Source organism: Ottowia pentelensis, from assembly GCF_964341695.1.
On sequence record NZ_OZ224513.1, the window covers coordinates 431,579 to 445,317 of the forward strand.

Sequence of the window (13,739 nt, forward strand, 5' to 3'; positions counted from 1 at the left end):
CGCGCCCGCAGGTCGGGCGCCAGTGGCATATTTTGTTCAGAAAGCCCGCGTCCACCACGGCCCATCCAGCTGTTGCTGCAGCCAGGCGATGAAGCCGGTGACCTTGGCCGGCACCAGCTTGGGCGAGGGGAACACGGCGTGCATTTCCTGCACCGGCAGCGCGTATTCATCCAGCAGCGGCACGATGCGGCCTTCGTCCACCGACTCGCGCGCCACGTACCAGGGCAGCATGGCCAGGCCCATGCCGGCGCGGCAGGCCGCCAGGATGGCCGACAGGTTGTTGCTGCGCAGCGGGCCGCGCACGGGGATCGACAGGTCCGCGCCGCCCGGGCCGTGCAGCAGCCAGCGCGCATCGCCCTGCACGCTGCTGTAGATCAGGCAGGCGTGGGCCGACAGCTCGGCCGGCGTGCGCAGCGGGCCGTGCGCCGCCAGGTAGGCCGGCGCGGCCGTGAGCACCCAGGGGTTGATGCCCAGGTGGCGCGCGCCCAGGCTGGAGTCGGCCAGCCGGCCGATGCGGATGGCCACGTCCACCCCTTGCTCGACCAGGTTGACGTACTGGTCGTCGAAGCCCAGCTCGATCTGCAGACCGGGGTGCTCGGCCATGTAGCGCAGCACCAGCGGGATCAGCACGCGCCGCCCGAAGGCCACCGACGAGTTGATGCGCAGCGTACCGCTGCTGCCGGCCTGCGCCAGGCCGGCCAGGTTGTCGGCCTCTTCCACCTCGCGCAGGATGGCCTTGCAGCGCTCGTGATACAGCGCGCCGGCCTCGGTGGGCGTGACGCCGCGCGTGGAGCGGTGCAGCAGGCGCACGCCCAGGTGGCGCTCGGCCTCGGCCACGGCCTTGGTGGCGGTGGGCTGGGTGCTGCCCAACTCGGCCGCGGCCTTGCTGAAGCTGCCGGTCTCCACCACCCGCACGAAGATCTGCATGGCCTGAAAGCGATCCATGCGCGCATCCTAGCGCGGCGCCGGCATTTATTCCATGGCGGAATGGGTCATATGCGCCCCTGGGCCTTCCCCCGCGCGGCCATCGCCGGCACCATCGACGCAACCCCAACAAGGAGCAAACAATGGCAAAGATGAAGGCTGCGATGGCCGCCGTGCTGGTGATGGAGAAGGAAGGCGTGACGCAGGCCTTCGGCGTGCCCGGCGCCGCCATCAACCCGTTCTACGCCCAGCTCAAGGAGCGCGGCACCATCGCCCACGTGCTGGCGCGTCACGTCGAGGCCGCCTCGCACATGGCCGAGGGCTATACCCGCGCCGTGGCCGGCAACATCGGCGTCTGCCTGGGCACCAGCGGCCCGGCGGGCACCGACATGCTGACGGGCCTGTATTCGGCCAGCGCCGACTCCATCCCCATCCTGTGCGTCACCGGCCAGGCGCCGCGCGCCAAGCTGCACAAGGAAGACTTCCAGGCGGTGGACATCGCCAGCATCGCCCGCCCCGTCACCAAGCTGGCCACCACGGTGCTGGAGCCGGCGCAGGTGCCGCGCGTGTTCCAGCAGGCCTTTCATCTGATGCGCTCGGGCCGCCCCGGCCCGGTGCTGATCGACCTGCCCTTCGACGTGCAGATGGCCGAGATCGAGTTCGACATCGACACCTACGAGCCGCTGCCGGTCTACAAGCCCGCCGCCTCGCGCAAGCAGGTCGAAAAAGCCCTGACGATGCTGGTGGCGTCCGGCAAGCCCTTGATCGTGGCCGGCGGCGGCGTCATCAACGCCGATGCGTCCGCGCTGCTGGTCGAATTCGCCGAAACCCTCGGCGTGCCCGTCATCCCCACCCTGATGGGCTGGGGCGCCATCGCCGACGACCACCCGCTGCAGGCCGGCATGGTCGGCCTGCAGACCTCGCAGCGCTATGGCAACGCCAACCTGCTGGCGAGCGACTTCGTGCTCGGCATCGGCAACCGCTGGGCCAATCGCCACACCGGCTCGACCGAGGTGTACTGCAAGGGCCGCACCTTCGTTCACGTCGACATCGAGCCGACGCAGATCGGCCGCATCTTCACGCCCGACCTGGGCATCGTCTCCGATGCCGGGGCGGCGCTGCGCTTGTTCGTCGAGGTCGCCAAGGAGTGGAAAAAGGCCGGCAAGCTGCGCGACTTCTCCGCCTGGGCCGCCGAATGCCAGGGCCGCAAGAGGGACATCCAGTACCTGCGCAAGACCAACTACGACAACGTGCCGATGAAGCCGCAGCGCGTCTACCAGTGCATGAACAATGCCTTCGACAAGGACACCTGCTACGTCTCGGTCATTGGCCTGTCGCAGATCGCCGGCGGCCAGTTCTTGCACGTGTACCAGCCGCGCCACTGGATCAACGCCGGCCAGGCCGGCCCGCTGGGCTGGACGCTGCCGGCCGCCCTGGGCGTGCGCGTGGCCGACCCCAAGCGCAAGATCGTCGCGCTGTCGGGCGACTACGACTTCCAGTTTTTGATCGAGGAGCTGGCCGTGGGCGCGCAGTTCAAGCTGCCCTACATTCACATCGTGGTCAACAACAGCTACCTGGGCCTGATCCGCCAGAGCCAGCGCGGCTTCTCGATGGACTATTGCGTGCAGCTGGCCTACGACAACGTCAACTCGCCCGAGGTGAACGGCTATGGCATGGACATCGTCAAGGTCACCGAGGGCATGGGCTGCAAGGCGATTCGCGTGCACACGCCCGACCAGGTGGCCCCCGCCATCCAGAAGGCCGAGGCGCTGATGGCCGAGTTTCAGGTGCCGGTGGTGATCGAGATGATCCTCGAGCGCGTGACCAACATCTCGATGGGCACGGAGATCGACAATGTCACCGAGTTCGAGGAGATGGCCGCCGGCCGGCAGGATGTGCCCACCGCGACCGCCGTGTCCCTGCTGGACTGAACCTTTGCCAAGATCGGAGTGACTGACATGCCCAAGCTCGCCGCCAACCTGACGATGCTCTACAACGAAGTGCCGTTTCTCGACCGCTTCGCGCTGGCCGCGCAGGACGGCTTCCAGGCGGTGGAATTCCTGTTTCCCTACGCCTTCAAGGCCGAGGACATTCGCCAGCGGCTGGACGCCAACGGCCTGCAGCTGGTGCTGCACAACCTGCCGGCCGGCAACTGGGATGCCGGCGAGCGCGGCATCGCCTGCCATCCCGACCGCACGGCCGAGTTCCGTGACGGCGTGGCCAGCGCCATCGCCTACGCCAGGGTGCTGGGCGTGGGCCAGCTCAACTGCCTGGCGGGCAAAGTCCCCGCCGGCGTGGCCGACGCCACACTGCACAAGACCCTGGTGGAAAACCTGCGCTACGCCGCTGCCGAGCTGAAAAAGGCCGGCCTGAAGCTGCTGGTCGAGCCCATCAACACCTTCGACATCCCAGGCTTCTACTTGCACGGCAGCGCACAGACGCTGGCGCTGCTGGACGAGGTGGGCGCCGACAACGCCTTCCTGCAGTACGACATCTACCACATGCAGCGCATGGAGGGCGAGCTGGCCGCCACCCTGCAAAAGCAGCTGGCGCGCATCGCCCACCTGCAACTGGCCGACAATCCGGGTCGCAACGAGCCGGGCACGGGCGAGATCAACTACGCCTTTTTGTTCGCGTTTCTCGATCGCATCGGCTACGACGGCTGGATCGGCTGCGAATACAAGCCGGCCGCCGCCACCCGCGCCGGCCTGGGCTGGATCAAGGCGCTGGCGCAATGAACCAAGGAGAAACCATGAGCACTCAACCCCTCCACATCGGCTTCGTCGGCCTGGGCATCATGGGCACGCCCATGGCAGGCCACCTGATCAAGGCCGGCCACACGCTGCACCTGCATACGCGCGGCACCGTCCCGGCCGAGTTGGTGCAGGCGGGCGGCAAGGCCTGCGCCAGCGGGCGCGAAGTGGCGCAGGCGTCCGACATCGTGATCATCATGGTGCCCGACACGCCCGACGTGGGCGATGCGCTGTTCGGCAAGGGCGGTGTGGCCGAGGGCCTGACCAAGGGCAAGCTGGTGATCGACATGTCCTCCATCTCGCCGGTGGAGACCAAGGAATACGCCGCCCGGATCGAGGCCTTGGGCTGCGACTACATCGACGCGCCGGTCTCCGGCGGCGACGTGGGCGCAAAGAACGCCACGCTGTCGATCATGTGCGGTGCCAAGGAAGCCGCGTTCGAGCGCGCCAAACCGGTCTTCGAGCTGATGGGCAAGAACATCACCCGCGTGGGCGAGATCGGCGACGGCCAGACCTGCAAGGTGGCCAACCAGATCGTGGTGGCCCTCACCATCAACGCCGTGGCCGAGGGCCTGCTGTTTGCCGCCCGCGCCGGGGCCGACCCGGCCAAGGTGCGTCAGGCGCTGCTGGGCGGCCTGGCCACCTCGCGCATCCTGGAGATCCTGGGCGAGCGCATGATCAAGCGCACCTTCGATCCGGGCTTTCGCATCAAGCTGCACCAGAAGGATTTGAACCTGGCGCTCACCGCCGCGCGCCAGCTCGGTCTGGCGCTGCCGGCCACCTCCAACGCGCAGCAGCTGTTCAGCGCCTGCGTGGCGCACGGCGGCGCGGCCTGGGACCACTCGGGCATGGTGCGCGCGCTGGAGAAGCTGTCCAACTTCGAGATCGGCCAGAAGCCGGCTTGAGGGCGCGGCGTTTTCGACCGCATCAAAACAGCCGAACGCAGAGGACGCAAAGATCTCGCAGAGGACGCAGAAGATTCAAGAATCATGGGTGAATGTGGTCAAAACCGGCATGCAGCAAGCGCCGACAGCTATCGATTGGAAAGTGATTTCATTCTGTCTCTTTTGCGCCCTTTGCGATTCCTTTGCGTCCTCTGCGTTCGGTTTTAAAAGATTGAGTACCCCGTGGAGCCCTGCATGACGGCCAGCCCGAATCCGCGTGAGCTGCTGCGGCGCATGTTCGACGCCGCGGTGGCCAGCGCCCAGCCGGCGCTGTGCGTGCCGCCGCACCTGCCCACGCCCGCGCAGCTGGGCGGCGGGCGGCTCATCGTCATCGGCGCCGGCAAGGCCTCGGCCGCCATGGCGCAGGCGGTGGAAGAGCACTGGCCGGGGCCGCTCACCGGCCTGGTCGTCACGCGCTATGGCTATGGCGCGCCCTGCCAGCGCATCGAGATCGTCGAAGCCGCGCACCCCGTGCCCGACGCCGCCGGCCTGGCCGCGGCGCAGCGCATGCTGGCCTTCGTCAAGGGCCTGACGCCGCAGGACCTGGTGCTGTGCCTGATCTCGGGCGGCGGCTCGGCCCTGCTGCCGCTGCCCGGTCCGGGCCTCACGCTGCAGCACAAGCAGGACGTCAACCGCGCACTGCTCAAGTCGGGCGCCACCATCAGCGAGATGAACTGCGTGCGCCGCCACCTGTCGGGCATCAAGGGCGGGCGCCTGGCGGCGGCCTGCCATCCGGCGCGCGTGCTGACGCTCTTGATTTCGGACGTGCCGGGCGACAACCCGATCGACATCGCATCCGGCCCCACCGTGGCCGACCCTAGCACCTGCGCCGACGCGCTGGCGGTCATCCGGCGCTACGGCATCGAGGTGCCGCCGCAGGTGCGCGCGCTGCTGGACAGCGGCGCGGGCGAATCGGTCAAGCCGGGCGACCCGCGCCTGGTCGGCAACGCCGTGCGCATGATCGCCGCGCCGCAACTGGCGCTGGAGGCCGCGGCCGCCGTGGCGCGCCAGGCCGGCGTCACGCCCTACATCCTGGGCGATGCGCTGGAGGGCGAGGCGCGCGAGGTCGGCAAGGTGCTGGCCGGCATGGCACTGCAGGTGGCGCGCCACGGCCAGCCCGTGCCCGCGCCCTGCGTGCTGCTGTCGGGCGGCGAGACCACCGTCACGCTGCGCGGCCAGGGCCGCGGCGGGCGCAACGTCGAATGCCTGCTGTCGTCGGCCATCACACTGGGCGGCCAGGCTGGCGTGTACGGCATCGCCTGCGACACCGACGGCGTCGACGGCGCCGAGGACATCGCCGGCGCGCTGATCGACCCCAGCACGCTGGCGCGCGCCTGGGCAAAAGGCATCGCGCCCAAGGACGCGCTGGACCACAACGACGGCCACGGCTTCTTCCAGGCGCTGGGCGACTCGGTCATCACCGGCCCCACGCGCACCAACGTCAACGACTTCCGGGCGCTGCTGATCGAAGCCGCACCCGCCCAACCCTGAGGCACAAGGCCCCCATGCGCCGCACCCGCAACGCCAAGATCGTCGCCACCCTGGGCCCCGCCAGCAGCGACCCCGCCCTCATCGAGCAGCTGTTTCTGGCCGGCGTCGACGTGTTTCGTCTCAACTTCAGCCACGGCGTGGCCGACGACCACCGCGCCCGCGCCGCCGCGCTGCGCGCCGTCGAGGCCAAGCACGGCCGCCCCATCGCCATCCTGGCCGACCTGCAGGGCCCCAAGCTGCGCGTGGGCACCTTCGAAGGCGGCCCGGTGCAGCTGGCCGAGGGCCAGGCCTTTCGCCTGCAGCTCGATCCCATCGCCGGCACCGCGCAGGCGGTCCAGCTGCCGCACCCCGAGATCTTCGCCGCCTTGGTGCCCGGCGCCGAGCTGCTGCTGGACGACGGCAAGCTGCGCCTGAAGGTCGAGCGCTGCGACGCCAAGAGCGCCGACACCACCGTGCTGGTGGGCGGCAAGCTGTCCGACCGCAAGGGCGTCAACGTGCCCGGCGTGGTGCTGCCGATCTCGGCGCTGACCGAGAAAGACCGGCGCGACCTGGCCGTGGCGCTGGAAATCGGCGTGGACTGGGTGGCCCTCAGCTTCGTGCAGCGCCCCGAGGACATCGACGAGGCGCGCGCCCTGGTCGGCCAGCGCGCCAGCCTGGTGGCCAAGCTGGAAAAGCCCGCCGCCATCGAGCGCCTGGACGAGGTCATCGCCGCCGCCGACGCCGTGATGGTGGCGCGTGGCGACCTGGGCGTCGAACTGCCCGCCGAGAGCGTGCCGCCGCTGCAAAAGCGCATCGTGCGCGCCTGCCGCAAGAAGGGGCGCCCCGTCATCGTCGCCACGCAGATGCTCGAATCCATGATCGACAGCCCCGTGCCCACGCGCGCCGAGGCCTCCGACGTGGCGACCGCGGTCTACGACGGCGCCGACGCCGTGATGCTGTCGGCCGAATCGGCCAGCGGCAAGCACCCGCTGGAGGCGGTGCGCATCATGAACCGCATCATCGAGCGCGTCGAGGCCGACCCGCTGTACCGCCAGTTTCTCGAAGCCTCGCAAAGCGCCAATCTGCCCGGCCAGACCAGCGTGCCCGACGCCGTCTGCTGCGCCATGCGCCGCGCGGTGGCGCTGCTGCGCCCGGCCGCCATCGTCTGCGCCACGCATTCGGGCGCCACCAGCTTTCGCGTCGCGCGCGAGCGCGCCGAGGCGCCCATCCTCAGCCTGACGCCGCAGCGGTCGGCCGCGCGCCGCCTGGTGCTGGCCTGGGGCGTGCATTCGCTGCACGTGAGCGAGGTCACCGAGTTCAACGAAGTGCGCATGCTGGCCGGCGACCTGGTGCGCCGCGAAGGCTTCGGCCAAGCGGGCGACCCCTACGTCGCCATCGCCGGCGTGCCCTTCGGCCAGACCGGCACCACCAACCTGATGCACATCGGCATTGTGTGACGTTTTCGGGCTGAAGCGCACGCCAGATCAGCGCGGGTAGCTACGCTTTATGCAGCAAACTGCGCCGCGTGCGGCGCCTCACGAGCCGCTGGCGGCCGGCGGCGACTTGCCCTTGTCGCTCCACAGCACGCCGCCGGTGGCCCAGTTTTGGCGGGCGATGTCGAAGAACAGCACGTCCACGCTGTCGGCCGAGCCGCCCAGGGTGCGTACGGTGGCTTCGGTCAGGGCGGCAGCCAGGGCGCGCTTTTGCTCGGGGGTGCGACCTTCGAACAGTTCGACGCGGATGGTGGGCATGGCGGGTTCTCCGTGAGTCAGTGCTTGAAATCGGGGTGCAGGCGCTCGACGCGGCGCAGCAGGGCGGGCCATTCGAGGTCGCCGTCCCATTCGCTGCCGTCGCCCACCCATTGTTGGTAAGTCAGCTGCGCCAGCTCGGGCGTGGCCTGCATCACGCGCCCGCCGGCGGCGGCCATGGCGCGCAGCTGCGCCTGCGCGGCGCGCTCCAGCATGTGCATCAACATCCAGGCCTCGGCCACCGTGCGGCCGACGAGCAGCGGGCCGTGGTTGTCCAGCAGCAGGCCGTCGAGCGTGCCCAGGGCGGCCACCAGGCGCTGCTGCTCATCCTTGCCCAGCGCCAGGCCTTCGTAGGGGTGGCGGCCCAGGCGCCGGTGCAGGCGCATGGCCCATTGCGAGGTCGGCTGCAGGCCCTCCGGCAGCATCGACAGCGCCACGCCCCAGGGCGTGTGCAGGTGGATCACGCATTCCACGTCGGGCCGCGCCGCGTGCACCGCGCCGTGGATGGCGAAGCCACTGGGGTTGACGCGCGCGCCCGAGCCATCCGCCACCCGCCCGGCGACGTCGACCTTGACCAGGTTGGACGCCGTGACCTCGTCGAAGCCCAGACCGAAGCGGTTGATCAGGTAATGCCCCGGCTCGCCCGGCACGCTGGCCGACAGGTGGGTGTAGATGGTGTCGTCCCAGCCGTTGGCGGCCGCCATGCGGTAGGCGGCGGCCAGGTCGATGCGCACCTGGGTTTCGGTGCGGGGCGGGCGCGGGGACATGGGGCGATTATGGCGACGGCGGCACGCCGGAACCGTGGACAATGGCGCGAAGTGAATCACCACCCGCCATGACGTCCGCCGCCCGCCTGCATTACCAGACCATCCCCGTCACGCCCTTCCAGCAAAACTGCTCCATCGTGTGGTGCGAGCAGACCATGGAAGCCGCGGTGATCGACCCCGGCGGCGACCTGCCGCGCATCGAGGCGGCCGTGCAGGCGCTGGGTGTGGACCTGCGCCAGATCTGGCTGACGCACGCGCACATCGACCACGCGGGCGGCACGGCCGAGCTGGCGCGGCGCCGCGGCCTGCCCATCGTCGGGCCGAACGAGGGCGACCAGTTCTGGATCGACGGCCTGGCCGAGCAGGGCCGCATGTTCGGCTTTGCCGCGGCCGAGCCCTTCGTGCCCACGCGCTGGCTGCACGACGGCGACACGGTGCAGGTGGGGCAGTGCGTGCTGAACGTGCGCCACTGCCCGGGCCACACGCCGGGCCACGTGGTGTTCCATTCGCCGCAGGCCGAGCGAGCCTTTGTCGGCGACGTGCTGTTTGCCGGCAGCATCGGGCGCACCGACTTTCCGCGCGGCAACCACGCGCAGCTGCTGGCCAGCATCCGCGAGCGGCTGTGGCCCATGGGGGACGAGACGGTGTTCATCCCCGGCCACGGGCCCGAGAGCACGTTCGGCGAAGAGCGTCGGCACAACCCGTTTGTTCATGATTGAGATGCGAGGCGCCGCATTGGGGTTGCTCCCTCGTCCCTTTGGAGAGAGGGTGGGGATGAGGGACTGCTGGCGTTGGATCGGCTCGCTGTCGTTTGACATTCGGTTGATCCTGCTCACTCCTGCTGGCCGGGATGTGCGCCCGGCGGCGCACCTTCTTTTCTTTGCGTCGCCAAAGAAAAGAAGGCAAAAGAAAGGCGACCCCACTGGCCGTGTCCCTGCGCTGCGCTGCGGGCAACCTGCGATGCTCGCGTCTGGGGCGGTGCTGCGGAACTCGCTGCGTTCACTGCGCTCACTTCGCTCGAACAACCGCAGCAAGTCAGAACACGTTGCATGGGCATGCTCTGCTCCCCATGCCCGCCCCAGCCGCTGCGCTTCTCGGCACGGCCAGAGGGGATTTCAAAGCCGGGGCCGAGCGCAGCGATGGCCCGCATCAAAACCCCTGTGGCTGCGCCTGCAGCGCGGTGCTTGCGGGGTGGCGCGTGCACCGCAGGATGCACGCGTTTCGTGGACTGACTCGCGGGGGTTGTTTGAGCGGAGAGAACGCAGTGAACGCAGCGAGTTCCACCGCGCACCCCGCAAGCGCCACGACGCAGGTTTGCCCCGTAGCGAAGCGCAGGGGCCGCAGACTTGGGGTCGCCTTTTCTTTGCCTACTTTCTTTTGGCGAAGCAAAAGAAAGTGGGTGCGCTGCCGGGCGCACATCCCGGCCAGCAGGTGCCTGCAGAGTCAACTGAACATCGAACAACAGCGAGCCCGATCCAACGCCGCTGGCCCCTCACCCCAGCCCTCTCCCCAAAGAGGCGAGGGAGCAAAAACCCAGGCCCGGGCTGACGCATGACAGACGCCGCCACGCCGCGCCCCCGCTGGCGCGACACGCTCAAGGTCTACCTGGCGCCCGAAAGCCTGCGCATGCTGACGCTGGGCTTTGCCGCCGGGCTGCCGCTGCTGCTGGTGCTGGGCACGCTGAGCTTTCGCCTGCGCGAGGCCGGCGTCGACCGCTCGACCATCGGCCACCTGAGCTGGGTGGGCCTGGCCTACGGCTTCAAGTGGGTGTGGGCGCCGCTGGTCGACCGGCTGCCGATTCCGCTGCTGACGCGCGCGCTGGGGCGACGGCGCTCGTGGCTGTTGCTGGCGCAGGCCGGCGTGGCCGCCGGGCTGGTGGGCATGGCGCTGGCCGATCCGCGCGTGTCGCTGACGGCGGTGGTGGGGTGCGCGCTGGCGGTGGCTTTTGCCTCGGCCACGCAGGACATCGCGCTGGACGCCTTTCGCATCGAGTCCGCCCCGCCCGACGAGCAGCCCGCGCTGGCCGCCACCTACCAGACCGGCTATCGGCTGGCCATGATCTGGGCCGGCGCCGGCGTGCTGTGGCTGGCCGCGCGTGCGCAGGGCGCGGCCGCCGGCTACGACGACGCGGCCTGGCGGCTGGCCTACCTGGTCATGGCCGCCTCGATGGTCGTCGGCATGGTCACCGTGCTGGGGGCGCGCGAGCCGGCGCCGCGGCCCATCGCGCCCGCTCGCAACCTGGGCGAATGGCTGCGGGGCGCGCTGGTCGAGCCCTTTGCCGACTTCTTTCGGCGCTACCGCTGGCAGGCGCTGCTGATCCTGGCGCTGATCGCGCTGTACCGCATCAGCGACGTGGTGATGGGCATCATGGCCAACCCGTTCTACGTCGACATGGGCTTCAGCAAGGACGAGGTGGCGGCGGTCACCAAGGTCTACGGCGTCATCATGACCCTGGCCGGCGCCTTCGTCGGCGGCGCGCTGGCGCTGCGCGTGGGCGTGATGCGCGTGCTGCTGCTGGGCGCGGTGCTCAGCGCCGCCACCAACCTGGCCTTTGCCTGGCTGGCCGGCGTGGGGCACAACGTGCCGGCGCTGATTGTCGTGGTGTCGGCCGACAACCTGGCCTCGGGCATCGCGTCGGCGGCCTTCATCGGCTATTTGTCCAGCCTCACCAACATCAGCTACTCGGCCACGCAGTACGCGCTGTTCAGCTCGATGATGCTGCTGCTGCCCAAGTTCGTCGCCGGCTTTTCGGGCGACTACGTCAACGCCTTCGGCTACGCCCAGTTCTTCACCAGCACGGCGCTGCTGGGCCTGCCGGTGCTGGTGCTGGTGGCGCTGGCGGCGCGGGTGCAAAAGGGCGATTCAAGCCAAATCGGGCCGCAGCGCGCATGAATCAAGCGCAAGTAACTATGAAAATAATAGTTGAATGCGGCGCCGATGCACGACCGGTCGGCGCCCGCCGTTTACCTATCTTTACCCGCGCGACAAGCCTTGGGGCCGTGCCGGCGCGATGATGGATCGCAACCCCTTCTGTCCAAGCCGCGCATGAGCACCGCCCACCTGTTGATGATCGAAGACGACGCCCGCCTGGCCGCCATGGTGGGCGAGTACCTGCGGCAGTCGGGCTACGGCGTGGCGCACGCGGGCGACGGCGAGTCGGGCCTGGCGATGCTGCAGGACGCGCCGGTCGACCTGGTGGTGCTGGACCTGATGCTGCCCGGCATCGACGGGCTGGAGGTGTGCCGGCGCATCCGCGCGCTGCCGGGCGATGCGGCGCGCGTGCCGGTGCTGATGCTGACGGCCAAGGGCGACCCGATGGATCGCATCATCGGGCTTGAATTGGGCGCCGACGACTACCTGCCCAAGCCCTTCGAGCCGCGCGAGCTGCTGGCGCGCATCCGCGCCGTGCTGCGCCGGCGCCAGGGCGGCGCCGCGCCCGAGCAGCAGCGCATGAGCTTCGGCAGCCTGGAGATCGACCGCGACGCGCGCACCGTCACCGTGGGCGACGCGCCCTGCGAGCTGACCAGCTACCAGTTCGACCTGCTGGTCACGCTGGCCGAGCGCGCCGGCCGCGTGCTGACGCGCGAGCAGATCATGGAGGCGGTGCGCGGGCGCGAGCTGGAGGCGTTCGACCGCTCGATCGACGTGCACATCGGCCGCATCCGCGCCGCCATCGAGCAGGACGTGAAGAACCCCAAGCGCATCGTCACCGTGCGCGGGGTCGGCTACGTCTTTGCCAAGCAGCAGGACTAGGGCCGCCGCGCCGACGGTGCCGGGGCCGCGATCGCCATGGCCAATCCCATTGCCCGCAAGCTGTACGTGCGCATCTGGCTGGCCGTGGCCGGCAGCGTGCTGCTGCTGAGCCTGGTGCTGGGCTGGGCCTGGCACCGCGCCGAGCGCGAGCGCGAGCGCATGCGCCTGCTGCAGCCACCGCGCGAGGTGGTGGTGCGCAACGAGGGGGGCGAGCGCATCGGCAGCGCCGCGGCGCTGATTCGCCGCGGACCCGGCCACGGCACCGAGTTCGCCGTCACCCTGGACGACGGCGAGGTGCTCAACCTGGAGCTGGCACCGCCGCGCGCGGCCGCGACGCGCGCGCGCCCGGCCGGCTCGCGCCGGCTGCTGAGCTGGCTGCGCCCGCCCTATGGCTTCATCTGGATCGTGGGGCTGGCGGGCCTGGCCGTGATGGTGGGCGTGTTTCCGATCGCCCGGCGCCTGACCCAGCGGCTGGAGAGCCTGCAGCGCGGTGTGCAGCGCTGGGGCGAGGGCCACCTGGACGAGCGCGTGCCGGTGGCCGGCAGTGACGAGGTGGCCGACCTGTCGCGCCACTTCAACGCCGCCGCCGCCCGCATCGAGGAGCTGATGCAAGGCCAGGCCGCGCTGCTGCAGTCGCAGAAGTCGCTGCTGGCCAATGCCTCGCACGAGCTGCGCTCGCCCTTGGCGCGCATCAGGATGGCCCTCGAACTCATGCCCCCACGCTCCGCGGCTGCGCCTGCTGCGCTGCCCCCCGAGGGGGCCGTCGCCGCCTTGGGGCGGCCCGGCGGCGGCGAGTCCCTCGGTTCGCAAGGGCTGGCGGTTGCGGAGATCCAGCGCAACATCGCCGAGCTGGACCAGCTGGTCGATGAAATCCTGCTGGCCAGCCGGCTGGAGGCGCCGCAGACCGACCTGGGCACGCTGGAGCTGATCGACCTGGCTGGCCTGGCGGCCGAGGAGGCGGCGCGCGTGGATGCCGAGCTGAGCCTGGCGCCCGGCACCGGCGAGGTGCTGGTGCGTGGCGTGTCCAAGCTGCTGCGGCGTGCGGTGCGCAACCTGCTGGAGAACGCCGCCCGCCACGGCCGGCGCGCCGGGCAGCAGCTGGCCGTGGACGTGACGCTGTCGGTCGCTGACGCGCAGGCCGTGCTGCAGGTGGACGACCACGGGCCGGGCGTGCCGCCCGAGCAGCGCGAGCGCATCTTCGAGCCCTTTTACCGCCTGCCCGGCGCCAGCGAGCGCGAGGGCGGCGTGGGCCTGGGCCTGGCGCTGGTGCGCTCGATCGCCCAGCGCCATGGCGGCAGCGTGCGCTGCGGCGAGCACCCCGGCGGCGGCGCGCGCTTCACCCTGCGCCTGCCGCTGGCCGATCCCGGTTGAGCATTAGTT

12 protein-coding genes are annotated in these 13,739 nt (G+C 70.1%); 9 read left to right on the top strand and 3 right to left on the bottom strand.

Features of this window, described 5'->3' with window-relative positions; translation table 11 throughout:
- Nucleotides 1-36: 36 nt before the first annotated feature.
- The gene (locus ACWHMB_RS02125) at nucleotides 37-945 is read right to left on the bottom strand and encodes a LysR family transcriptional regulator (protein ID WP_377483028.1); all 909 of its coding nucleotides are present in this window, start codon (nucleotides 943-945) and stop codon (nucleotides 37-39) included.
- Nucleotides 946-1,067: 122 nt separating this feature from the next.
- Here ACWHMB_RS02125 and gcl point away from each other — a divergent pair, with 122 nt between their 5' ends.
- The 5 genes from gcl (at nucleotide 1,068) to pyk (ending at nucleotide 7,548) form a co-directional block, all read left to right on the top strand.
- A complete protein-coding gene (gene gcl / locus ACWHMB_RS02130; RefSeq protein ID WP_377483030.1) occupies nucleotides 1,068-2,855 on the top strand; it encodes a glyoxylate carboligase in 1,788 nt (595 codons plus the stop codon).
- Nucleotides 2,856-2,882: 27 nt separating this feature from the next.
- On the top strand, nucleotides 2,883-3,662 hold the full coding sequence (gene hyi, locus ACWHMB_RS02135) for a hydroxypyruvate isomerase (RefSeq protein ID WP_293221847.1): 780 nt from the start codon (nucleotides 2,883-2,885) through the stop codon (nucleotides 3,660-3,662).
- Nucleotides 3,663-3,676: 14 nt separating this feature from the next.
- Nucleotides 3,677-4,582: a 2-hydroxy-3-oxopropionate reductase gene (locus ACWHMB_RS02140; protein WP_293221846.1), complete on the top strand. Its 906-nt coding sequence runs from the start codon at nucleotides 3,677-3,679 to the stop codon at nucleotides 4,580-4,582.
- Nucleotides 4,583-4,816: 234 nt separating this feature from the next.
- On the top strand, nucleotides 4,817-6,112 hold the full coding sequence (locus tag ACWHMB_RS02145) for a glycerate kinase type-2 family protein (RefSeq protein WP_377483032.1): 1,296 nt from the start codon (nucleotides 4,817-4,819) through the stop codon (nucleotides 6,110-6,112).
- Between the two features lie 14 nt (nucleotides 6,113-6,126).
- A complete protein-coding gene (pyk, locus tag ACWHMB_RS02150) occupies nucleotides 6,127-7,548 on the top strand; it encodes a pyruvate kinase (RefSeq protein ID WP_377483034.1) in 1,422 nt (473 codons plus the stop codon).
- Between the two features lie 78 nt (nucleotides 7,549-7,626).
- Here the strand turns inward: pyk and ACWHMB_RS02155 are convergent, their stop codons facing one another.
- Both ACWHMB_RS02155 and ACWHMB_RS02160 read right to left on the bottom strand, forming a co-directional pair.
- Nucleotides 7,627-7,842, bottom strand: coding sequence for a 4-oxalocrotonate tautomerase (locus ACWHMB_RS02155; protein WP_377483036.1), 216 nt, complete (start codon nucleotides 7,840-7,842; stop codon nucleotides 7,627-7,629).
- A 17-nt stretch (nucleotides 7,843-7,859) separates the two neighbouring features.
- Nucleotides 7,860-8,606, bottom strand: a complete 747-nt coding sequence (locus ACWHMB_RS02160) for a class II aldolase/adducin family protein (RefSeq protein ID WP_377483039.1) — start codon at nucleotides 8,604-8,606, stop codon at nucleotides 7,860-7,862.
- 68 nt (nucleotides 8,607-8,674) lie between these two features.
- On the opposite strand from ACWHMB_RS02160, the gene ACWHMB_RS02165 reads away from it, so the two are divergent.
- From ACWHMB_RS02165 to ACWHMB_RS02180, 4 genes are all read left to right on the top strand, one after another.
- Entirely contained in the window at nucleotides 8,675-9,325 is a 651-nt protein-coding gene (locus tag ACWHMB_RS02165) for an MBL fold metallo-hydrolase (protein WP_377483041.1), read from the top strand.
- 832 nt (nucleotides 9,326-10,157) lie between these two features.
- Nucleotides 10,158-11,498 carry an AmpG family muropeptide MFS transporter gene (locus ACWHMB_RS02170; protein ID WP_377483043.1) on the top strand — a complete coding sequence of 447 codons (1,341 nt, stop codon included), beginning with the start codon at nucleotides 10,158-10,160 and terminating at the stop codon, nucleotides 11,496-11,498.
- A 153-nt stretch (nucleotides 11,499-11,651) separates the two neighbouring features.
- The gene (locus ACWHMB_RS02175; protein WP_377483045.1) at nucleotides 11,652-12,359 is read left to right on the top strand and encodes a response regulator; all 708 of its coding nucleotides are present in this window, start codon (nucleotides 11,652-11,654) and stop codon (nucleotides 12,357-12,359) included.
- Nucleotides 12,360-12,395: 36 nt separating this feature from the next.
- Nucleotides 12,396-13,730 (top strand): ATP-binding protein, encoded by a 1,335-nt coding sequence (locus ACWHMB_RS02180; RefSeq protein WP_447648424.1) that lies wholly within the window; start codon nucleotides 12,396-12,398, stop codon nucleotides 13,728-13,730.
- The last annotated feature ends 9 nt before the right edge of the window (nucleotides 13,731-13,739 follow it).